Genomic DNA, 21861 nt, shown 5'->3' with positions numbered 1-21861 from the left:
TGAATTCACAATTGGCTTGATTTGCGCAGTATTTGCGTATGCAAGCTATGGTATTTTTATTCATCTTTTTGTAGCGTGCGTCATCATATCTTTTGCTTGTTTTTGCCTTAGTATTTACAACCTTTATAGTCTTCTCTCGCACCCATAGCAGCTTTTCGCAGTGTGACTTTAAGTTAGCTAGCGGAGCCAAGGCACAATAGCAAGGGAAAATTAGCTATTAAACGTAGGCAGTTATAAAAAAGGGTAATCACTTCAGTGATTACCCTTTTTCCTGTCTGCATCAATACCGAAATAAATGTTATTTGCGGTAATGGTAAGTTTCTAAGCTTTAAGTTGGTCACCTATAGGTAACTGTCGAATACGCTTACCGCAAGCAGCGAAAATGGCATTACATAGCGCAGGCGCGTATACCGGCGTTGCTGGTTCTCCCACACCTGCTGGAGGTGCGTCGCTTTCAATTACCTCAACTTCTACCTCTAGCGGCGAGTCGCTCATTCGCGGCACACGGTAGTTATGGAAGTTACTTTGCTGTACGCGGCCTTTATCAAACGTGATACCGTCGCTAATGGCCGTGGTGATACCAAATACAGAACCACCCTGGGTTTGGTTTTTAACGGTATCAGTATTTACTACCGTTCCTGCATCAATAGCCACCCAAGATTTGATCACGTTTAAGTCGCCTTTGTCAGAGACTTCTACTTCCACCACTGTGGCAACATAAGTTAGAAAGCTTCGGTGCGCTGCAATGCCTAAACCTCGTCCTTTTGGCATTTCCCGGCCCCAGTCAGCCATGTCAGACACTTTCTCTATCACGTTTTTAAGGCGAGACGTATCAAGTGGGTATACCGATTTGTCGCCCCAGTAATTGTTGTACTCGGCTTTTTGCTCGGTAACATCTAAAATTCTGTCAGGACCGATAACTTCCAGTAAGTAATCTTTAGTATCTTTCCCCGCTTTGTGCGCTGCTTCATTGATAAATGATTGCACTGCAAAAGCGTGAAAGATGTTCGATACCGAGCGCATCCAACCAATTCGCGCTTTAGCCGGTGCTTCACCACGCTCTAACTTCATGTTTGGTGTCAGGATTGGGTTATCAGTAAAGCCCAAATCTAACTCAAAACTGAAGGGGGCGTTGGCACCTTCTTGAAAGGTCGAAGCAATAGGCGAGAACGCGGTTCTATGCAGGTACGCGTCAATCTTACCGTTTTCGTCAAGCGCCGCTTCAACGTGTTGGGCTGATACCGCGTGGTAAAAACCGTGCTGAATATCGTCTTCGCGGGTCCACTGTACGCGAATTGGTTTGCCCGTTTTCATTGAAAGGTAAGCGGCTTCAGCGGAAAAGTCAGGCTTAGATTTACGGCCAAATGCCCCGCCTAGCATGGTTACGTGAACATTGATTTTCTCTTTGTCCATGCCAACCATAGCGCCAACGGTTTCCATATCAGCTTGTGGGTTTTGTGTTGCAGCCCATATATCTACGCGATCTTTGTAATACATTGCCGTTGCACATGGTGGCTCCATAGGGGCCTGTGCAAGATGTGGAACGTAATAATCGGCAATGAGCTTGTCGCTGGCGTTTTCTAGAACGCTTAGCGCATCGCCTTTCTCCCTAACAAGGGTTTGCGGTGCGTTTACTGTACTAAGCAACCGCGCTTTAAAACTTTCTGAGTTATAGTCGCCGTTAGCACCGTCATCCCATTCTACATCAAGGGCTTTTCGCCCCTGCCAAGCGGCCCACGTATTGTTAGCAATAATGGCAATACCGCCTTTGGGTTGAAATTGCGGTGCGCCTTTAGGTGCAGGAATTTCGATGACATCTACAACACCGGAAACCGCTTTTGCTTTACTGGCATCAAAGCTTTTCACTTTACCGCCCACCACTGGAGGACGCTCGATAATAGCAACCAGTGCCTTGGGCTCACGCACATCGGCGGCAAATGTTGCCTTACCGGTTACAATGTCCTGAAGGTCAATATGCGCCATGCCCGTATTGATGTAACGCCATTCTTTTCTTTCTTTAAGCTGAAGCTTGTCTGCTTCTGGCGGCGTAATGGTTAACGCGTCGTCGATAAGGTCTTTATAAGCGATAGACTTGCCAGAGTTATGGCTAACCATGTGTTGTTCGGCAACACAGCTACTAGGCTCAACACCCCAACGCTTGGCTGCGGCGTGTTGCATCATGTAGCGTACGCTTGCGCCCATCTCGCGAAGGCGCTGCATGTTGAAACGAATGCTGCGTGAACCGTCTGTGTTTTGGTCGCCGTATTTAGGGTCGCCCTTACCCTGAATAACAATCACTTTATCCCATGCCGCTTCCATTTCATCCGCAACAATTTGCGCAATAGCGGTGCGGATCTGCTGGCCCATTTCACTGCGGTGGCAGGTTACTTCAACCATGCCGTCAGGGCGCAGTGCAATGAATAAGTTTGCGCGCTTTGCATTTTCTGCTGGCTTAGCCAAAACGCCAGCCATAGCACGTGGCGCACTGCCCATAAAAAATGTGCCTAACACCAAGGCACCTGCGGCAGCGGTAGACTTCAAGAAACTGCGGCGGTTCATGTCGAAGTATCTATTTTCGCTCATGCTTCTTCTCCCTCGGTTGCTGGGTCGAAGTAATTCACACCAGCGGTGGCGCTGATGGATTTAGAAGCAGACTTTATTGCTTTGTGAATACGAGGGTAGGTGCCACACCGGCAAATGTTGCCTGACATGTTCTGTACAATCTCTTCGTCGCTAGGCGTTGGGTTCGTTGAGAGTAAGCTAGCTGCCTGCATAATCTGTCCACATTGACAAAAACCGCACTGAGGCACTTTATGTTCAACCCAGGCTTTTTGAACCGGATGGTCGCCGTTTTCGCTTAAGCCTTCAATCGTAGTGATCTTTTTACCCTGAACCGCCGAAACCGGCAGAACACAGGAGCGTTGCGCCATACCATCAATATGAACGGTACATGCGCCGCATTGCGCCATACCACAGCCAAATTTAGGCCCTGTAAGATTTAATTCATCACGAAGGTACCACAACACTGGGGTTGAAGGATCACCTGCAAATTCGTGTTTGTTACCATTTACGGTAAACGTGATCATGGTCTTGTCTCCATAGGTAAACGATAGATATACGCTAGCCCAATATTAATAGGGCCTCTCACCCAAGCGGCATACTGTGCAATAAGCGCATTACACGTGTTATATCTATACGGTTCCGTTGCCTGATAAAGCGAACTATCCAAGACGCTGCGCATACTAGGATATTTGCCACTGTTTTTATTATTAAAGGCTTCGCTATTTATAATTAAGATTACGTTAACACGCATTATACGAATACGCATATACATAAGTTTAACTGCTAGCAGGCTGCGACTAAATGGTGTCAGAGGTTATGGAAAAATGCGAAAGAAGCAGCCCGTTGAATAGGGGTAAGACTGGTTTACGAAAAGTAAGAGATTCGAATTTAACGAAGTCTTCTCATTAGCAAGAAGCGATCGATTTTTCGCGCCCCCGTGGTCATGGTTTTTTGACTGTATTTTAGCCAGCCTCTAGCGCGGGGCCAGTCATAGCTTAACAGCATTAGCCCACCGACAACGAGTAAGATTGAGCCAGGAAGAAGCGTTAGAACGATCCCGCCAATAAACAAGATAGCCCCTAATGTAAGTCTAACTATTCGCATGAAAGTGAACGCTCGTTCTTAAATGTAAGAACAACAGTGTGAGTGAAATTGGCGTATTTGCCAATAAAATAATTGTAAATGTTTGTATGGTGCCGTTGTTACATCACGTTGCGTACAGCAGCGCAGTGAGCTATTGATGAATAAGTAGCCACTTGATATGAAAAGCGAAGATAACCGCTTAATTACGGTGGATCGCTACCCAGAAATAAAGTACAAAGAAAGACATGCAAGGGCATTAGAAGCTTGCGTAATGCCTATGAGAAAAAGCGCTTCGCATATTTGTGCAGGCGATTTATAACGATAAGAAAGAGAGCAGTTATGGCAGAACAACAAGAAAACCAACCAGTCAGCGAAGAACAGCGCGCAGAATGGGTAAGAGAACAGTTTCAGAAAGCCAATAAGTTTCTCGCAGAAAATGGCGTACTGTTTGACTCAGTCACAACAGAAGAAAGTCGCTATTTAATGCCTTACCTTGCGGTGTGGAAGATAAGAGCAATGGACGGCAAACAATACTGGGTAATTAGCGGAGATTTACCTACCGATTACACGTCAGTCGACAATGCTGCAGATGCGAAAGATGTGCTGCGTCATTTCGCTATGCATTGGCAGTTAAAAGCTGAGAATTTGATTAATGCAGAAGGGGCAGACGATAGTCAAAAAGCGTTTGGCGCATTACTCATTAACCGCGCTGAAAGCTTGTTCGCTATGCAAAATACACCCGATTTGTGGGCTTAATAACGTTTTACTCGCCTTAATGCAATTGGGTTACGTCTGGCAGAGGGAATCGCTCTGCCGGGCATTTTAAACGCTGTCGAGGCACCCCAGCATCCATAAATACCTGACCATCAGGAATAAAACCAAGAGACTTGTGGTAAGAGACACTTTCTAAGTTACACACTACCTTGATAATGGGAAGGTTGTTTTGCTTTGCAGCTTTCAACAACGCTTTAAATAGCACGCGGTATACGTGTAAAGTTCGGTAAGAGCGCTTAACGGCTATGCGGCCAAGTTCCCCTTTTGTTGTTAGGCGCCCGGTAGCGATGGGGTCGTTATTAGCATCAACAATTAACACCTGACACGCTGAACTGTCGTGTTCATCGAATTCACTGGCCTCGGGAACGCGCCATTCCAAAACGAATACGTGTTCCCTTAGTGCTTTTAGTCGATGTTTATCCTTCTCCCAATCGACGTTCTTTACGGTAAACGTCATACGTGACTGTTATCCCTCGAACCATTCCCAGTAACCATTATTGATAAGTGTAGTTAAGGTTTCTAAAAATGTAAAAGACGGTGCATCCTGACAACATGTTGCGTTCAAAATTGACCCTGATGCCAGCACTTCAAACCATTCTTGGTCATTTTTAGCGAAAGTAAATTGGCTACCGTTTACATAGAGCGCACGAGGTAGGCCTCGCTTACCGTCGCAAAGTAACGCTCTAACCCCAGGGGCAGGTGCAAAGCTCATACCCGCGGCTAGGTCGTTTGAAACCTGCTCTAGGTTAACTTCGTTATCTAACGGGTACTCTGGAATACCTTGTTCGCTCATCGCTTCTAATAGAGCAAGGGTAAAATCTTCACCGTTAATTGCGTCAATGAGCTGTTGTTTGAGGGCTGCGATATCGCTTGTGCTCACCAACGCCGGGTTATTTTGGTGTGTACGCCCAATATCAGTAAAGCGATAGTTGTGCGCGCCTTTATCCAGCATCATCGCTAAACTCTCTGCTAGCTGAAGGTTGTCCGGAGCGCGATAGCCTACTGAGTAGGTCAAACTATCTTCCACTGTTTCGCCGTCGTGAGGCCAACCTGGCGGCACGTAGATCACATCGCCGGGTTCCACTACAACGTCAATAACTGGGGTAAAACGTTCAATCTGTCGAAGTTTAGGGTGAGGAAAGACCTCTTTATAATCACCAGGTTGACCGACACGCCAACGACGCTTTCCTTTTCCCTGAACAAGAAATACATCGTACTGGTCGATGTGGGCACCAACCCCAGCGCCGTTCGTTGCAAAACTCACCATTAAATCGTCTAAACGCCAGTGAGGAACGAATGAAAAGGGCGATAAAATGGGCGCAACATCTGGCACGTACTTGTCTACACCTTGAACCAACAGTGTCCACTTGCCCTGACAGGCATGGTCAAAGTCAGTAATGGGCCCTTGTTCAACATGCCAGTTTCCCTGCACGTTGCTGATCACTCTTGCATCCACCTCAGATTCCTGTGCGAGCCCGGCAAGGTCGTTTTCATCGATAGGGTCGTCAAAATCTGTGAAAAATTGCTTAATAACCACCGGCTTTTGCTGCCAATAGTGCTTAAGGAAAGTATCGGCATCAAACCCTTTTCCGGTTTGTGCATCAATAAAGTACGAAGTGTCGTTGGTGCGCATGGCGTCTCATTATTTTAGTGTCAGTGTACAGTTTAACGCGAGAAGCGCTAAACATTGCTATTGCCGGCATTATCAAATATTGGTGAACGTATTACCACCTTACACCTTAAAACGGCGCGTATGGTGTGAAAAAATTGCGCGCGAGGTATGGTGTGAAAAATCGTGCGATTGATTAACAAACATGCGCAAGAATACCTTCTGCTTTAGTTTTTAAGTACTTGGGGTAAAGCAATAGGTGGTTGCCATGGAGTAGCGGCCTATTGTGTTCAGGACTTATTAATAATGAGCCGCTTCTATCACACATTGCAATTGTGTTTGGCGCCGTAAACTGCTCTAACATGGCTGCACGGTTAACGGTCGCTCCCCAAATATCGAAATTTCCAAAGCGGCGAGATGATCGCCCTGCAATGACGGAACCTGTCGCTATACCTACACGTAAATAACATGAAGAAGATACCAAAAGTGGATGGCTATTCACTTCGTCTCTGGCTTTACACGCAAAGTGAAATGCCGCGGAAACAGCATCGCGAACAGACCGGCAAAGTGATTCTTTGAGTGAAGCGCGCTGATGAATATTCGTGTTAAAGCTGCTAGGAAGAATGTGCTTCGGATGAGCCGAAAACCCAACGGCGATATATTGATCGCCATTAGTTTTTAGTGGGGTTAATTGATGTAGGCGGGCAAATTCGTCGAACTTTTCAAATAGGCCTTCAACGACTCCCATACATGTCATATCGCCATAGTCAGCGGCGAACTGCTGAAAGCCAGAAAGGTCGGCAAAAATCACAACCGTATTTTCTACACGCTGCTTGGTAACCCAATTGTTTGTGGGTGGTAACGGTATATCGATAGGTTTGTGCAACGCCATTCGCTCGCCCTGTATTGTTCGATTGGGTATTTTATTTACTGGCATAAAAAAACGCGGTGTTTTACGACCGCGTTTGAGTGTAGTGGAAAAGCGTTATGCTTATAACTGATCTACAAGCCTGATTGCATCGCCAATATAGGTCGCCGGAGACAGTGCTTTAAGCTCTGTTTTCGCGGCCTCAGGCATGTCTAGGTTGTCGATAAACTCAGCAATAACGTCTGCATTAACTTTCTTACCGCGGGTAAGCTCTTTAAGCTTCTCATACGGCTTTTCTATGCCGTAACGACGCATTACTGTTTGAATGGGCTCGGCCAGTAGTTCCCAGTTGTTATCGAGTTCGTTAAGCAAGCTTTGCTCGTTAACTTCTAGTTTGCTGATGCCTTTAAGGGTTGCTTGGTAAGCAATTACCGCATAGCCCACACCCACACCTAGATTACGAAGCACTGTGGAATCAGTCAGGTCGCGCTGCCAGCGTGAAATGGGAAGCTTGGCGGCAAGATGGTCAAAGATTGCGTTCGCTAAACCTAAGTTACCTTCTGAGTTTTCAAAGTCGATAGGGTTAACTTTATGCGGCATGGTAGAAGAACCAATTTCACCCGCTACGGTTTTTTGCTTAAAGTGACCCAGTGCAATGTAGCCCCAAACATCACGATCGAAATCGATAAGAATGGTGTTAAAACGAGCGATAGCATCGAACATTTCTGCGATGTAGTCGTGTGGCTCAATTTGCGTAGTAAACGGGTTCCAGGTCAGGCCTAGTGATGTAACGAAGCTTTCTGATACGCCGTGCCAATCAACGTCTTTATACGCTGACAGGTGCGCGTTGTAATTACCCACCGCGCCGTTGATTTTACCAAGCAGCTCAACCTTTGCGATTTGGCTGCGCTGGCGTTTTAAGCGAATGGCTACGTTTGCCATTTCTTTGCCCATAGTGGTGGGCGAAGCAGGCTGACCGTGGGTACGTGCCATCATTGGTACGTTTTGATAGCGCTTAGCAAGTTCTACAAGCGCATCAATAAGCTTATCACAGTAAGGAAGAATAACGGTCTCGCGAGCTTCGCGGAGCATTAAACCGTGAGAAAGGTTGTTAATGTCTTCAGACGTGCAAGCAAAGTGGATGAACTCGTTTACCGCTGAAAGCTCACTGTTGTCGGCGACTTTCTCTTTAAGGAAGTATTCAACCGCTTTTACATCGTGGTTGGTAGTGCGCTCAATTTCCTTGATGCGCATAGCATCTTCAACACTAAATTCAGCCACAATGTTGTCAAGTAGTGCATTTGACTTGTCGCTAAAGGCAGGAACTTCTTTAATTTGTGGGTGAGTAGATAGCATTTGTAACCAACGTACTTCTACTTCCACACGGTATTTTAATAAGCCGTATTCACTGAAAATACTGCGTAATTCTACGCTTTTGCCAGCATATCGACCATCGACAGGGGAAATTGCAGTTAACTGACTCAGTTCCACCTTAAGCTCCTCACTAGTTTATTAATCGTAGTGCTTTTACAGCACTGTTAAGAATGTGTTTGCGTTTAAATAATATGTTTCTTCGTTTGCCGCCCATTTGACGCCACATTACAGCAGCGCGTACGCCAGCAAGAAGAAGTGCTCGTACTTTATGCTGTGTAGCGGGTTGGCCTAGATAATCTGGATTGCCTGCCACCTGAATACGGGGGGCTAGTGGGCTGATGATATCGCTGTAAATACTCGCAAGAGAGGCAACAATTTGCGGGTTTTGAAAGTCGACATGGGCAAGCTGGCGCTGAACGTGTGAAATGCGCTCACCCAGTTCATTCATGGCCTTTGGTTTTCGCGCTAATTTACGCTCTAACCCTAGAATACTGGCAATGTAGCGGGTTAGCTCGGTATCTTTGGTGGCTTGTTTATCTGACAGTTGTGCAGCAAGCGTCGTATATCCGGTTTTTAGGTTATTAAGCTGGCCGAAAACCTGCTGGGGAGTATCGGGGTCGGTAACCAATATACTCGACAAGCTTGCTTCTAGTGCTTCGTTATCGGCTGAGCCTCGTCGTGCAAGCTGCTGAACAAGTGCAGCTGCTTGACACACCCCGGCGAGGGCAAGGTTATTTTCTATATCGGTATCTAACATCAGCGAATATAACTCTCAATAATACCGCCACCAAGGCATACTTCATCAATATAAAATACCGCAGATTGCCCCGGCGTTACCGCCTTTTGTGGCTCATCAAACATCACTTCAATGGTGTCGTCTTGAGTCGGCGTTATTGTACAAGGGATATCGGCCTGACGATAACGGGTTTTAACTACAGCGCGCATAGGCTCTGTAATCGTTTTTCTATCTACCCAGTGCAGCTGTTTTGCTACCAAGCCTTTAGAGTAAAGGCGAGGGTGGTCGGCACCTTGGCCCACAATAAGCACGTTGCGAGCAACATCTTTATCAACTACATACCAAGGGTCGTCACCGTATTTCGCCAAACCACCAATGTGTAGCCCTTTACGCTGACCTAGTGTGTGGTACATCAAGCCTTCGTGCTGGCCAATTTCTTCACCCTCTGCGGTTTCAATAACCCCAGGTTGAGCGGGAAGGTACCGCGCTAGAAAATCTTTAAACTTGCGCTCGCCGATAAAACAAATCCCTGTAGAGTCTTTCTTATCATGGGTGATAAGACCTTGCTCTTCAGCAATTTTGCGAACTAATGGCTTTTCGATATCGCCAACCGGGAAAAGGGTTTTAGCAACGTGCTCTTCGCCAAGCGTGTAAAGAAAATAACTTTGGTCTTTGTTGTTATCTAAACCGCGAAGCATCTGCCATTTGCCGTCTACCTCTCTGCGGCGCACGTAGTGACCGGTAGCAATGTAGTCAGCGCCAAGGTCTTCGGCTGCAAATTCTAGAAACGCTTTAAACTTGATTTCTTTGTTACACATGATGTCTGGGTTTGGCGTACGGCCGGCTTTGTATTCCTCTAAGAAATACTCAAACACGTTATCCCAGTATTCAGCAGCAAAATTAATAGTGTGTAGCTCAATACCTAGTTTATCAGCTACCGCCTGCGCATCTTTTAAATCTTCCGCTGCAGCGCAGTATTCATCGTTGTCATCCTCTTCCCAGTTTTTCATGAAAAGGCCTTCAACCTGGTAACCCTGTTGTTGAAGCAGGTAGGCTGAAACAGAAGAATCGACTCCGCCGGACATGCCGACGATTACTTTTTTGCTGGCGTTAGATTCAATATCACTCACTATGGATTGCACACTCATTTGATTAATAAAAATGAAGCCTGTAGCACTAGAAATCAAAGCATTGAGTACGGTTTAAGCTACTTGCCAAGCAAGTGCGCCACATCAAATGGCAACGCTGCCGAAATCAATGGAGAATTTCGTTTAAAGTCTCTACTTTGTAGGCCCGTTTTCGAGGTCGCGGATTTTATCAGAATACGCAGGCTAATTCACATTTAATCCTTATCCACTTTTGCTATTAAATATACGATAGACATCGCGTACCTCGTTCGCGCTTAAATAGTGTGGCCAAGGCTACTAAATTCAAGGTTAAGCAAGCAGGGGAAACCAACTGAGTTACACCAAAAATAAGGCGCTAAAAACAGACGTACTTACCGTTTTCTATGCCGTCAATGGTCCAACTGCCCACGCGATATCTTATTAAGCGTAGTGTAGGGTAGCCCACATGTGCAGTCATTCGTCGAACTTGGCGGTTACGCCCTTCGGTAATAGTAATCGATACCCAACTAGTAGGGATCGACTGCCTAAATCGCACGGGTGGGGTTCTTGGCCAAACTTGAGGCTCGTCCATTGCTTTCACTTTGGCTGGGAGGGTCATACCGTCTTTCAGTTCTACGCCATCCCTTAGCGCCTGCATGGCTTTCTCATGCATGATACCCTCTACTTGAACCCAGTACGTTTTGCTGGTTTTAGCTTTTGGGTTGGCAAGCTTGTGTTGAAGTTTACCGTCATTGGTAAGCACTAATAGACCTTCTGAATCACGGTCTAACCGTCCTGCGGCGTAGACATCGGGAATATCTATATAGTCTTTCAGGGTTTCTCTGCCATCAGCGTCTGTAAACTGGGATAGAACTTGAAAGGGCTTATTGAACAGCACCACTTGAGAGTTTGAAGACATGACTGGTTCGCTTGATTGTTATTGAAAAATACGCGGCAATTCTACGTTAAATGGCGTTGTTTGGCTTTAGAAAAAAACGTTCAGTTAATTTCATTTGCTATTAACTTTGTCGATAAAATCATTGATCTGATGTGTTAAGACAATGGTATGACTTGTAACTCAAACTTTCGACCCTATACTAATGGACGCTCCCATTTTTATAAGAGAGTGCATCTGCATAATTATTAGACAGTTTTGGCAGTGATAAGCCGGCTTGCTTATACATCGTATCTCTAATTAGCGTAAACGTTGCTAGTGTTTGAGGTACATATTGCCAACATAAGGAATTGAATAATATGTGGGGAAGAAAACAGCAAGTGACTACATGCTGATTTAGCATGTGGTGGAAAACATCAAATACGTATCGCATTGACTGTGGGCGCAATACAAATATTGCGGGTTAGTGCGACCTAATGGACTAAAAACGACAGTACCCTGTCGAGAAAATTGAGGTATATAATGACCAAGTCTAAGATCATCTACACGAAGACTGATGAAGCGCCAATGTTGGCGACGTATTCACTTCTTCCTATTATCCAGAAGTTTGCTGCAGCGGCAGATATCGACGTAGAACTAAGCGATATTTCACTTGCTGCGCGTGTTTTGGCAAATTTCCCAGAGTACCTTTCTGAAGAACAAAGAGTGCCAGACGCGTTAGCTGAACTGGGTGAGATGACCCAAGACCCGAACGTTAACATCATCAAGCTTCCAAACATCAGTGCCTCAATTCCTCAGCTTCGTGCAACGATTAAAGAATTAAACGACAAAGGCTTCAATGTACCAGCGTTCCCTGATTCACCTAAAAATGCTGAAGAAGAAAAGATTCGTGAGCGTTATGGTAAAGTATTAGGTAGTGCGGTTAACCCAGTATTGCGTGAAGGTAACTCTGACCGTCGTGCGCCTACTGCTGTTAAAAATTATGCGCGTAAACACCCGCATTCAATGGGTGAGTGGTCTCAAGCATCGCGTTCACACGTTGCGCACATGCGCGGCGGTGACTTCTACTCTGGTGAGAAGTCAGTAACAGTAGAAAAAGACGGCCACGTGAGCATTGAGTTCACCGGCAAAGATGGCAGCAAGAAAACCCTTAAGCCTCGTGTAGATTTGCTTGCTGGCGAAGTGATCGACGGCATGTTCATGAGCAAAAAGGCGCTTTGCGAATTTTTCGAAGAGCAAATTGAAGATGCGAAGAACACTGGCATTCTATTCTCACTACACGTAAAAGCGACCATGATGAAGGTGTCTCACCCCATTGTGTTCGGTCACTGTGTAAAAGTATTCTATAAAGACCTATTCAACAAATGGGGCGACCTGTTTGAAGAGCTAGGTGTTAACCCTAACAATGGTCTTGGTAGCGTTTACGATAAAATCGCAAACCTACCTGAGAGCCAGCGCTCTGAAATCCAAAAAGACATCAACGCGTGTTACGCCGACCGTCCGCCAATTGCGATGGTTAACTCTGACAAAGGTATTTCGAACCTTCACGTCCCAAGTGACGTAATTGTAGATGCGTCTATGCCTGCAATGATCCGTAACTCTGGCCAAATGTGGGGTCCAGATGGAAAGGAGCACGACACTAAAGCGGTTATCCCTGAAAGTACTTACGCCACTATTTACCAAGAAGTTATCAACTTCTGTAAGACACACGGTGCATTCGATCCAACAACAATGGGTACGGTACCTAACGTTGGTTTGATGGCGCAAAAAGCAGAAGAGTACGGTTCGCACGACAAAACGTTTGAACTAGAAGCTGACGGCACTGTGTCTATTGTTGACCAAGACGGTAACGTTCTTATCTCTCACGATGTTGAAGAAGGCGATATCTGGCGTATGTGTCAGGTGAAAGATGCACCTATTCAGGATTGGGTTAAGCTAGCGGTGACTCGTTCACGTCAATCGGGTATGCCTGCAGTATTCTGGCTAGATGACGAGCGTGCTCACGATGCGCAACTTATCAAGAAAGTTGAAAAGTACCTTCAAGACCATGATACGAACGGTTTAGACATTCAAATTATGTCTCCTGTACGCGCTATTCGCTACAGCATGGAACGTGCGCTTCGCGGTTTAGACACTATTTCAGTAACAGGTAACGTACTTCGTGATTACCTAACTGACCTATTCCCAATTCTCGAGCTTGGTACTAGTGCAAAAATGCTATCAATTGTTCCATTGATGGCGGGCGGCGGTCTTTACGAAACTGGTGCGGGTGGTAGTGCGCCTAAGCACGTTCAGCAGTTTGTTGAAGAAGGTCACTTGCGCTGGGACTCGCTAGGTGAATTTCTGGCACTAGCGGTATCGCTAGAAGATGTTGCTATCAAGCACAGTAACACCAAAGCAAAAGTTATTGCTACAGCCCTTGATAAAGCGACGGAGAAGTTGCTTAACAATGGTAAGTCTCCGCTACGTAAAGCGGGCCAGCTAGACAACCGTGGTAGCCATGTTTACCTGGGTCTATACTGGGCTGAAGAAGTAGCGAACCAAACTGAAGATGCAGATCTTGCAGCGCAGTTTAAGCCAGTTTATGAAGAGCTATCAGCGAAAATTGATGATATCTTGGCTGAGATTGATGCGACTCAAGGCAGTGCACAAGAAATTGGCGGTTACTACTACCCAGACGAAGATAAGCTTTTTGCAACGATGTCTCCAAGTAAGACACTTAAAACTATTCTTGGCGCTTAATTACAATTTTCTCAGTTGATCGTATGACGTCTTAACGTTTAACTGTGATGACGTAATAAATAGCGTTATATGAACATTAAAAAGCCCGTTCACTGAAGTGAGCGGGCTTTTTTTTAACCTTCAAAGGCACGTTAACGTGCTTACGTGTTTAGCATACAAATGGTAAAACTTGGCGTTGCTTACATGTATCGAAAAGGGAAGGCTATTTTTTAAAGGAATTGTTTTTAAGAAGTTGATTTTAAGGGAGTTGTTTTTAAAGGGCTGGGTTTAAGGAATTGGGCTTGAGTGCTTGTACTAAGCAGGGTATTACTTTGAAGGTATCGTTTGGGTAAGCGTGCAGATAACGTAGCGCGCCGCTAATTACTCAAATGCTAACGCAAAAATTGAAAAACGTGCTCACATAGAAGTTAACACAAAAGCTCAGATAATAATCGACACAATTATCCACACAGGCGCGAATGTACGCCTTTGCGTTTTATAAATGGCATAAAAAGCAAAAGCCTGACGGCAAGGTCAGGCTTTATAAATTCTTTTTACTAACGCTCTGGTTCTTCTTTGAAGCCAATGTTCTCAGCGTGTAGCCCTTTAGGGCCTTGCTGTACTTCGAACGTCACTTCTTGTCCCGCTTTTAGCGAACGGTAGCCTTCCATTTGAATCGTAGAGTAATGCGCGAAAATATCTTCGCCGCCGTCCTCAGGAACGATAAATCCAAAACCCTTTGCGTTGTTAAACCATTTAACTTTGCCAACCGCCATACTTCGACTTCCTCTTAATCCTTGAACTCACGAGTATATGCCCCCATTATAGATCCGGAGACAGGGTGGAAAGAGTATTGAATGTAACTAATATGAAGTTATAAATAGTTATCACAGTGCAATACCCAACACCACAATACAAAATGTAGATTTTTTAACCATATTATGTCAAGGGATAATGTGAATAAATTTATCCAAAAGTTTGTACACATATATCCCAGATAACCACTATTATTAAGTTATGAGTAAAGACAACGCTATTAGTATCGAAAAGGAAAAACAAAAAGACGCGCAGCGACAAAAGCCGCAGCCGCCTCCCATGTATAAAGTGTTGTTGAACAATGACGACTACACGCCAATGGATTTTGTCATTGAAGTACTCATGCAGTTTTTCAATATGGACGCTGAGAAAGCCAACCAACTTATGCTAACCGTTCATTATCAAGGAAAAGCCGTGTGTGGCATTTTTACTGCTGAGATAGCAGAGACAAAAGTGATGCAGGTTAATCAGTACGCACGCAAGCATCAACACCCGTTGATGTGCACGATGGAGCAAGCATAAGGTTTTTTGTAGAGGGCGAGCGATATGTTAAATAAAGAATTAGAACAAACGTTGAATGACGCGTTTGTATTTGCCAGAGAGCACCGTCATGAGTTTATGACGGTTGAGCACTTGTTGTTGGCATTGCTTGATAACTCAGCTGCTCGCGATGCGCTCAAGGCATGTGGTGCCGATATAGAGGCAATTAAAAGCGAATTGTTGTCTTTCGTGAAAGATACCACACCACTCATTTTAGACGACCAGTTGAACGAGCGGGAAACCCAGCCTACGTTAGGTTTTCAACGTGTGTTACAACGGGCGGTCTTCCACGTACAGTCGTCGGGTAAAGACGAAGTAACGGGCGCAAATGTGTTGGTTGCAATCTTCAGTGAGCAAGAGTCTCAGGCGGTATATATCCTCAAAAAAGCGGATGTTACCCGGTTAGACGTAGTGAACTTTATTAGTCATGGCGTGAGTAAAGCCGATGACGATGATCCAGTTAACCCGGAAACTGCAGAAGAGAGCGAGTCGGGAGAAGAGGGCGGTTCGGCGTTAAGTAAGTACGCGACTGACCTGAACAAACATGCCAAAGATGGAAAAATTGACCCACTCATTGGCCGCGATTCTGAAGTAGAGCGAACTATTCAAATCCTATGCCGTCGTCGTAAAAATAACCCGTTACTTGTGGGTGAGGCCGGCGTGGGTAAAACCGCTATTGCCGAAGGGTTAGCTTATCGCATCGTGAACGAAGACGTGCCTGATGTTATTGCGGAAAGTACGGTGTATTCACTGGACTTAGGTGGGCTGCTGGCGGGGACTAAGTACCGCGGTGACTTCGAAAAGCGTTTAAAAGCAATTTTAAAAGAATTAGGCAAAGACAAGCACGCGATTTTATTTATTGATGAAATCCACACTATTATTGGCGCAGGTGCGGCGTCTGGCGGTGTAATGGACGCGTCTAACTTGCTTAAGCCTAAGCTTTCTAGCGGTGAACTTCGCTGTATAGGGTCTACCACATATCAAGAATACCAAGGTATTTTCGAAAAAGACCGTGCGCTGGCCCGTCGCTTCCAAAAAGTTGATGTCACAGAACCGAGTGTAAGCGACACGACCAAAATCTTGCTTGGGCTTAAGAGTCGCTATGAAGAGCACCACAACGTGCGCTTTACGCAAAAAGCGATTCAGGCGGCAGCTGAACTGTCGGCCAAATACATTAATGAACGTCACCTTCCAGATAAGGCTATTGACGTGATGGACGAAGCCGGTGCAAGTCAACGCTTGCTACCGCCTTCAAAACGTAAAAAGACCATCAATGTAGGTGACATTGAGCAAATCATTGCAAAAATGGCGCGTATTCCTGAGAAGTCTGTGTCAGCCTCTGACAAAGAAGTGCTTAAGAACCTAGGTCGCAACCTTAAAATGGTTGTTTTTGGCCAAGACAAGGCGATAGAGACGCTTAACGACGCTATTTTGCTGTCGCGTTCAGGCCTAGGGGCCGAAGCCAAACCAATTGGTAGTTTCTTGTTTGCTGGCCCTACGGGTGTCGGTAAAACTGAAGTAACTCAGCAACTGGCGAAGATTATGGGCGTTGAATTAGTGCGCTTCGACATGTCTGAATACATGGAACGTCATGCGGTAAGCCGCTTAATTGGTGCTCCTCCTGGTTATGTGGGCTTCGACCAAGGCGGTTTATTAACAGACGCGGTGATTAAAAACCCATACTCTGTGGTGCTTCTAGATGAAATTGAGAAGGCGCATAGCGACATCTACAATATTCTTCTTCAAGTGATGGATCATGGTACGTTAACTGATAACAACGGCCGCAAAGTGGACTTTAGAAATGTTGTACTTGTAATGACCACCAACGCTGGTGTGCAGGAAACGGTGCGCAAGTCTATTGGCTTTAAGCAGCAAGACCACAGCCATGATGCATTGTCGGAAATTAATAAGGTATTTACCCCTGAATTCAGAAACCGTTTAGATGGCATTATTTGGTTTAATCATCTGGACCCTGAAATCATCTTGCAAGTGGTAGATAAGTTTATCATTGAGCTTCAAGCGCAGCTTGACGTGAAAGGTGTTTCACTTGAGGTAACCAGTGATGCTCGTGCTTACATGGCCGACAAGGGTTATGACAAAGCGATGGGTGCACGACCAATGGCACGTGTCATCAAAGACGATCTGAAGAAAGAGTTGGCTAATGAGCTGTTATTTGGTGAGTTGTCTAAAGGCGGCAATGTGAAAGTAGACTGTGTAGAAGATAAATTAACCTTCGAATACACAGGTGTAGGCGCCACGTCTGAAGAAGCTGAGCCTAGTTAGCGATTGCTTTAGAAAAGTGCCCGAAGGATGGCGGTAGGTCGCCTTCGGAGTGCTTTGGCGTTTATCTACAATAGCGAAGCATTGTAAGTAAATGCGAAACAGCATTAATGAGTTAGCAACAGATATGAAAAAGCCCGATTATATCGGGCTTTTTTTATGCGTTACCGCTTAAATGGCTCATTATCTTGCGCGATAAATGATTCGACCTTTAGTCAAATCGTATGGAGTCATCTCAACGGTGACCTTATCGCCAGTAAGAATACGGATATAGTTCTTGCGCATTTTACCAGAGATGTGTGCAGTCACTACGTGACCGTTTTCTAGTTCAACGCGGAACATAGTGTTAGGTAGTGTGTCTAACACAGTACCTTCCATTTCAATACAATCTTCTTTTGCCATGTAAAGCAGTTACCTCAGTAATTCAAAATTTTTGCCGCGCAGACCTTACCCAATCTTGGGTACGGTGTAAAGCAATTAAGTGTGTATTTTACTACTTTTACTAAATAGATGCCATTCATTGTCACTAAACTGCTCAAACGGCAGGAATTTATGCTTGTAAGACATTTTTTGACAACCATCAACGTAATATCCCAAATACACGTAGCGGTGACCTAAACGCTTAGCCTGTTCAATCTGCATCAAAATCATCCATGTGCCTAAAGACGCTGGACTATAGTCAGGGTCAAAAAATGTATACAGCGCCGAAAGCGCGCTCATGTTTTTATTGGCATCAATAATATCAGTGACAGCCACAGCAATAAGTTTTTCGCCGTGGTAGGCCTCAAGATAATGGGTAGTCATCCATTCGCTTTGTACGAAGTTATCGAACTGGGTTTTCGACGGGGGGTACATGCTGCCATCAGCATGACGCTCAGTAATATAGCGCTCGTACAGCGGATAGTAATCGTCACGGGTTTTATCGACTAGCCTGACGCTAAAGTTCTGATTACTTTTTAGCAGACGCTTTTGACTGCGAGAGGGGGTAAACTCGTAAACGGGGATCCTTACCGATTTGCACGCTTTACAGGCAGGGCAGTGAGGGCGATATATTTGTTCACCACTGCGTCTGAACCCTACTTGAATAAGCTGCGAATAATGCCACTGCTGAGAATTGTTATTTTCAGCATAAACTAACAGTTGCTCCTGCTGTTCAGGCAAATAGCTACATGAAAACGATTGGGTTATACCAAACTTCACGGTGTAATCACTCTTGGCTTCCAACGGGCTAGGTAGTCTTCGCGAAGCCTACCGTCATCTGTTAAAGTGTGGTTGTTGTTTTCCAATTTTTCAATAAAGTCTTCCCTTGAGAGGGTTTTAGCACCTAATGAAGAAAGGTGGTCAGTGGGCAATTGGCAATCGATAAACGCCATATCGTAAGCTTTCATATGCTCAACTAGCGCCAGCATAGCTAGCTTTGACGTGTTACTTTCACGGTGAAACATAGATTCGCCGCAATAAACTTTACCAATACCAACGCCGTATAAGCCGCCTACTAACTCGTCGTCATGCCATACCTCAACAGAATGGGCAAGACCTAAACCATTAAGCTGCTTGTATGCGGCTATCATATCTTCAGTTATCCAAGTCTCATCTGAAAAATCACCCGTGTTCGGGTTCTTGCGAGGTATTGTGGAGCAGGCGTTTATAACGCGGTCAAATGCGTGATTTATCGTTACCGTGTATTTCTGTTTGCGAGCCAATTTTTTAAGGCTTTTTGACGGAACAAACTCGTTAAGCTCGATGATTGCCCGAGGGTTCGGTGACCACCAAAGGAGCGGTTCATCATCACTAAACCACGGAAATATGCCTTGGGAGTATGCGGAAAATAAGCGAGCAGGACTTAAATCGCCGCCGAAGGCAAGTAAACCGTTTGGGTCTTCTAACGCGGTATCAACAGGCGGGAAGGGCGCGCCTTCTTCAATATAATGTAACGCTATCATAAGTAAAAAAGCCCCACAGTAACGTAGGGCTTTCAAATAAGGTACTTAACCTTGTTCTGGCATAATACCGTCAAGGTATTTTTCAGCATCAAGGGCGGCCATGCAGCCTGTGCCCGCTGAAGTGATTGCCTGACGGTAGATGTGATCGCTTACGTCACCCGCTGCGAATACACCTTCAACGCTGGTTTGTGTCGCGTTACCATTCGTACCGCTGTTCACTGTAATGTAGCCATCTTTCATTTCAAGCTGACCATCAAAAATATCGGTATTTGGTTTGTGACCGATAGCAATGAACAGACCCATTACGTCTAGCTCTTCGGTTGCATCACCTTCGGTTTCCTTGATACGTATCTTGGTAACGCCCATTTCGTCGCCTAGCACTTCATCAAGGGTACGATTTAGGTGTAACACAACATTACCGTTCTCTGCTTTCTCACGAAGACGTTGCTCAAGTATTTTTTCACTTCTAAAGCTGTCTCTTCTATGAATAACGTGAACTTCAGAGGCAATATTAGAAAGATAAAGCGCTTCTTCAACGGCCGTGTTACCGCCGCCAACAACCGCTACTTTTTGATTGCGGTAGAAGAAACCATCACATGTTGCACACGCTGATACGCCTTTACCCATAAACGCTTGCTCTGACTCTAAGCCCAGGTATTTCGCAGAGGCACCTGTTGCAATAATTAGTGCATCACAAGTGTAGGTGCCGCTATCGCCGTAAAGGGTATAAGGGCGCTTAGTCAGATCTGTTTTGTTGATATGATCAAAAATAATCTCGGTATCAAACTTTTCCGCGTGCTTTTGCATACGAACCATGAGATCTGGGCCAGTAAGACCTTCAGGGTCGCCAGGCCAGTTTTCTACTTCTGTTGTGGTAGTAAGCTGTCCGCCTTGTTGAATACCAGTTAAAAGTACAGGTTCTAGGTTAGCGCGTGCAGCATAAACCGCCGCTGAGTAACCTGCTGGGCCAGAACCCAAGATAAGTAGACGGACGTGTCTGCTTTCTGCCATTTTCCTCTCCAAATATTTCGCCCGAATCGGGCTACTTATACAAATTCTCTTAGAAAGCTAGGTAGGGGCGAAAATTTTTAAATCAAGCACAACACCTAGTTACTTTTTATTATGGTTGTTAGCCAGCGGGAAATTGCAGTGAACTATCACATCAAAAGTTTAAAGGCCGTGATAAGAACGTAGTACTGCACATCGCTAGGACTCTAATGCGTATGATGCCCGTAAGCTGAGAAAATGTCACTTAAAGATAGCCAATGCTTATACCATTTAATTATTAAATGAATGAGATAACGCTTGAATCCAAGGCGCTAGCGCCCATATATATTGGGAAATAAGCCACTCAAAAAGGGGTAAACCTTGGTTATTTTTTCTCAGGCTTTTCTATCTTCCATGACGTTAAATTGAGGCAACTAAACTAAAGATGCGACCAAATTTGCTGCTACATCGTATATACTTGACGTAGTGTGAAGGCTTAGCGTAACCAAATGCCAATGTATATGAGCAATCAGCTATACGGTGCAGCAAGTTAATATGAAAACGCTAGAGTTAGTCAAATAGTTAGATGAAAGAGGTGGGCCATGTCTCAATCAGTAGTGACAATGTTGAAAAACGGTCAGCAGTACATGAAGACGTGGCCTGTTAGAAAAGAGCTTTACGCTTTTTTCCCAGAGTGCCGTGTGGTTGCTGCAACCAAATTTGCGATTAAGACCATGCCTCCGGTTGCTATGGTTTCCTGTGCACTTTTATTTCAGAATTTAGGCGCTGACTATTTACCCCAGACCATCGCTATAGGTGCATTTTTTCTAAGTTTACCCATGCAAGGGTTACTTTGGCTTGGTCATCGTTCAGATCAATACCTTCCGCCGCAGCTAAAAAGTTGGTATCAAGAGATTCACGCTAAAATGCGCGCCCAAGGGGTGAATATTGCTAGTGCTAAGGCTAAACCAAAATACAAAGAGCTAGCGCAACTTCTCAAGACAGCATTTGACGATTTAGACAGCGTATTTACTAAACATTGGTTCAATTAGTCGAAAGCACGTAATGACAAAGCAATATTAATAGCCTTGTGTTTCCATATTTATACCAATTAGGCTGCCCTAAGCAAGGCGCTGCATTTCTTACACTTATACTGGGCACCTTTTAAAATATTATTATGCCTGCGCGTACTTAACGCATAAGTGTCACCATCACATTTATAGCTAAAAGAGCGGCTTACGCGCTTTACATCAAACTGATGCGTTGCACTTGGGGAGCAGTCAAACACCCCCCGCATCACCGATTGCCATTCTTTCCCGTGGGGTTGAACCCTTCCGAACAATATCCATACTAGCAGGTGACTCACTTCGTGTGGCACCACCTCCCGTATAAATACCTCGCTATTTTCTTTGTATAAAATAGGGTGGAAGTTAAGGCGGTTTTGTTGCAAAAATGCGGTACCCGCGTTTTTACCGGAACGTCTGAATGTAATGGCGGGGCGTTCGAAAGAACGAGAAAAATAGTGCTCCGCTTTATCATAGCAACGAAAAACAGCGTCGGTAATCAC

Annotated in this window: 22 protein-coding genes; 6 read left to right on the top strand and 16 right to left on the bottom strand. The window is 45.1% G+C overall.

Going from position 1 to position 21861, the window contains the following annotated elements; all coding sequences use genetic code 11:
- Positions 1-321 precede the first annotated feature (321 nt).
- The 3 genes from ACTRWF_RS00650 to ACTRWF_RS00640 all read right to left on the bottom strand — a co-directional run bounded on the left by ACTRWF_RS00650 (position 322) and on the right by ACTRWF_RS00640 (position 3666).
- The gene (locus ACTRWF_RS00650) at positions 322-2583 is read right to left on the bottom strand and encodes a molybdopterin cofactor-binding domain-containing protein (protein WP_462834933.1); all 2262 of its coding nucleotides are present in this window, start codon (positions 2581-2583) and stop codon (positions 322-324) included.
- Positions 2580-3086 (bottom strand): (2Fe-2S)-binding protein, encoded by a 507-nt coding sequence (locus tag ACTRWF_RS00645; protein ID WP_015067090.1) that lies wholly within the window; start codon positions 3084-3086, stop codon positions 2580-2582. The genes ACTRWF_RS00650 and ACTRWF_RS00645 overlap by 4 nt, the downstream gene beginning before the upstream one ends.
- Before the next feature lie 364 nt (positions 3087-3450).
- Entirely contained in the window at positions 3451-3666 is a 216-nt protein-coding gene (locus ACTRWF_RS00640; RefSeq protein WP_015067092.1) for a PGPGW domain-containing protein, read from the bottom strand.
- Positions 3667-3823: 157 nt separating this feature from the next.
- On the opposite strand from ACTRWF_RS00640, the gene ACTRWF_RS00635 reads away from it, so the two are divergent.
- Both ACTRWF_RS00635 and ACTRWF_RS00630 read left to right on the top strand, forming a co-directional pair.
- A complete protein-coding gene (locus ACTRWF_RS00635; protein ID WP_023559664.1) occupies positions 3824-3964 on the top strand; it encodes a hypothetical protein in 141 nt (46 codons plus the stop codon).
- Positions 3965-3984: 20 nt separating this feature from the next.
- Complete coding sequence (locus ACTRWF_RS00630; RefSeq protein WP_015067093.1) at positions 3985-4401, top strand: DUF4826 family protein; 417 nt, start codon at positions 3985-3987, stop codon at positions 4399-4401.
- 16 nt (positions 4402-4417) lie between these two features.
- Here ACTRWF_RS00630 and ACTRWF_RS00625 read toward each other — a convergent pair whose 3' ends face one another.
- The 7 genes from ACTRWF_RS00625 to ACTRWF_RS00595 all read right to left on the bottom strand — a co-directional run bounded on the left by ACTRWF_RS00625 (position 4418) and on the right by ACTRWF_RS00595 (position 11031).
- Positions 4418-4876 carry a GNAT family N-acetyltransferase gene (locus tag ACTRWF_RS00625; protein ID WP_462834932.1) on the bottom strand — a complete coding sequence of 153 codons (459 nt, stop codon included), beginning with the start codon at positions 4874-4876 and terminating at the stop codon, positions 4418-4420.
- Between the two features lie 9 nt (positions 4877-4885).
- Entirely contained in the window at positions 4886-6052 is a 1167-nt protein-coding gene (locus ACTRWF_RS00620; RefSeq protein WP_020743473.1) for a cupin domain-containing protein, read from the bottom strand.
- Between the two features lie 172 nt (positions 6053-6224).
- Entirely contained in the window at positions 6225-6920 is a 696-nt protein-coding gene (locus ACTRWF_RS00615) for an adenylate/guanylate cyclase domain-containing protein (protein ID WP_287148869.1), read from the bottom strand.
- 99 nt (positions 6921-7019) lie between these two features.
- Positions 7020-8387: an adenylosuccinate lyase gene (gene purB, locus ACTRWF_RS00610; protein ID WP_015067097.1), complete on the bottom strand. Its 1368-nt coding sequence runs from the start codon at positions 8385-8387 to the stop codon at positions 7020-7022.
- 13 nt (positions 8388-8400) lie between these two features.
- Positions 8401-9027 carry a high frequency lysogenization protein HflD gene (hflD, locus tag ACTRWF_RS00605; protein ID WP_015067098.1) on the bottom strand — a complete coding sequence of 209 codons (627 nt, stop codon included), beginning with the start codon at positions 9025-9027 and terminating at the stop codon, positions 8401-8403.
- Complete coding sequence (gene mnmA, locus ACTRWF_RS00600) at positions 9027-10154, bottom strand: tRNA 2-thiouridine(34) synthase MnmA (RefSeq protein ID WP_015067099.1); 1128 nt, start codon at positions 10152-10154, stop codon at positions 9027-9029. The genes hflD and mnmA overlap by 1 nt, the downstream gene beginning before the upstream one ends.
- A 334-nt stretch (positions 10155-10488) precedes the next feature.
- Complete coding sequence (locus tag ACTRWF_RS00595) at positions 10489-11031, bottom strand: pseudouridine synthase (RefSeq protein ID WP_462834931.1); 543 nt, start codon at positions 11029-11031, stop codon at positions 10489-10491.
- A 498-nt stretch (positions 11032-11529) separates the two neighbouring features.
- Here ACTRWF_RS00595 and ACTRWF_RS00590 point away from each other — a divergent pair, with 498 nt between their 5' ends.
- The gene (locus ACTRWF_RS00590) at positions 11530-13749 is read left to right on the top strand and encodes an NADP-dependent isocitrate dehydrogenase (protein ID WP_015067101.1); all 2220 of its coding nucleotides are present in this window, start codon (positions 11530-11532) and stop codon (positions 13747-13749) included.
- A gap of 536 nt (positions 13750-14285) precedes the next feature.
- Here ACTRWF_RS00590 and cspD read toward each other — a convergent pair.
- The gene (cspD, locus tag ACTRWF_RS00585; RefSeq protein ID WP_014949330.1) at positions 14286-14504 is read right to left on the bottom strand and encodes a cold shock domain-containing protein CspD; all 219 of its coding nucleotides are present in this window, start codon (positions 14502-14504) and stop codon (positions 14286-14288) included.
- 241 nt (positions 14505-14745) lie between these two features.
- Here cspD and clpS point away from each other — a divergent pair, with 241 nt between their 5' ends.
- Together clpS and clpA are read left to right on the top strand one after the other, a co-directional pair.
- Entirely contained in the window at positions 14746-15066 is a 321-nt protein-coding gene (gene clpS / locus ACTRWF_RS00580) for an ATP-dependent Clp protease adapter ClpS (RefSeq protein ID WP_014949331.1), read from the top strand.
- A gap of 24 nt (positions 15067-15090) precedes the next feature.
- Positions 15091-17367 carry an ATP-dependent Clp protease ATP-binding subunit ClpA gene (gene clpA, locus ACTRWF_RS00575; protein ID WP_020743478.1) on the top strand — a complete coding sequence of 759 codons (2277 nt, stop codon included), beginning with the start codon at positions 15091-15093 and terminating at the stop codon, positions 17365-17367.
- A 180-nt stretch (positions 17368-17547) separates the two neighbouring features.
- Here clpA and infA read toward each other — a convergent pair whose 3' ends face one another.
- The 4 genes from infA to trxB all read right to left on the bottom strand — a co-directional run bounded on the left by infA (position 17548) and on the right by trxB (position 20318).
- Positions 17548-17766 (bottom strand): translation initiation factor IF-1, encoded by a 219-nt coding sequence (gene infA / locus ACTRWF_RS00570; protein WP_008844395.1) that lies wholly within the window; start codon positions 17764-17766, stop codon positions 17548-17550.
- A 75-nt stretch (positions 17767-17841) separates the two neighbouring features.
- Positions 17842-18564, bottom strand: a complete 723-nt coding sequence (locus ACTRWF_RS00565) for an arginyltransferase (RefSeq protein WP_020743479.1) — start codon at positions 18562-18564, stop codon at positions 17842-17844.
- Positions 18561-19307 (bottom strand): leucyl/phenylalanyl-tRNA--protein transferase, encoded by a 747-nt coding sequence (gene aat / locus ACTRWF_RS00560; RefSeq protein ID WP_278385525.1) that lies wholly within the window; start codon positions 19305-19307, stop codon positions 18561-18563. The genes ACTRWF_RS00565 and aat overlap by 4 nt, the downstream gene beginning before the upstream one ends.
- A 45-nt stretch (positions 19308-19352) precedes the next feature.
- A complete protein-coding gene (gene trxB / locus ACTRWF_RS00555; RefSeq protein WP_020743481.1) occupies positions 19353-20318 on the bottom strand; it encodes a thioredoxin-disulfide reductase in 966 nt (321 codons plus the stop codon).
- A gap of 578 nt (positions 20319-20896) precedes the next feature.
- Between trxB and yfbV the strand changes: the two genes are divergently transcribed.
- Entirely contained in the window at positions 20897-21346 is a 450-nt protein-coding gene (gene yfbV, locus ACTRWF_RS00550) for a terminus macrodomain insulation protein YfbV (RefSeq protein ID WP_020743482.1), read from the top strand.
- Positions 21347-21405: 59 nt separating this feature from the next.
- Here yfbV and ACTRWF_RS00545 read toward each other — a convergent pair whose 3' ends face one another.
- A complete protein-coding gene (locus tag ACTRWF_RS00545; protein WP_462834930.1) occupies positions 21406-21861 on the bottom strand; it encodes a SprT family zinc-dependent metalloprotease in 456 nt (151 codons plus the stop codon).

It is taken from the genome of Alteromonas sp. G5_S2_22_S1, assembly GCF_054968525.1.
Note: the sequence above shows the minus strand (reverse complement) of the source record. Positions and strands in the feature narration are given on the sequence as shown.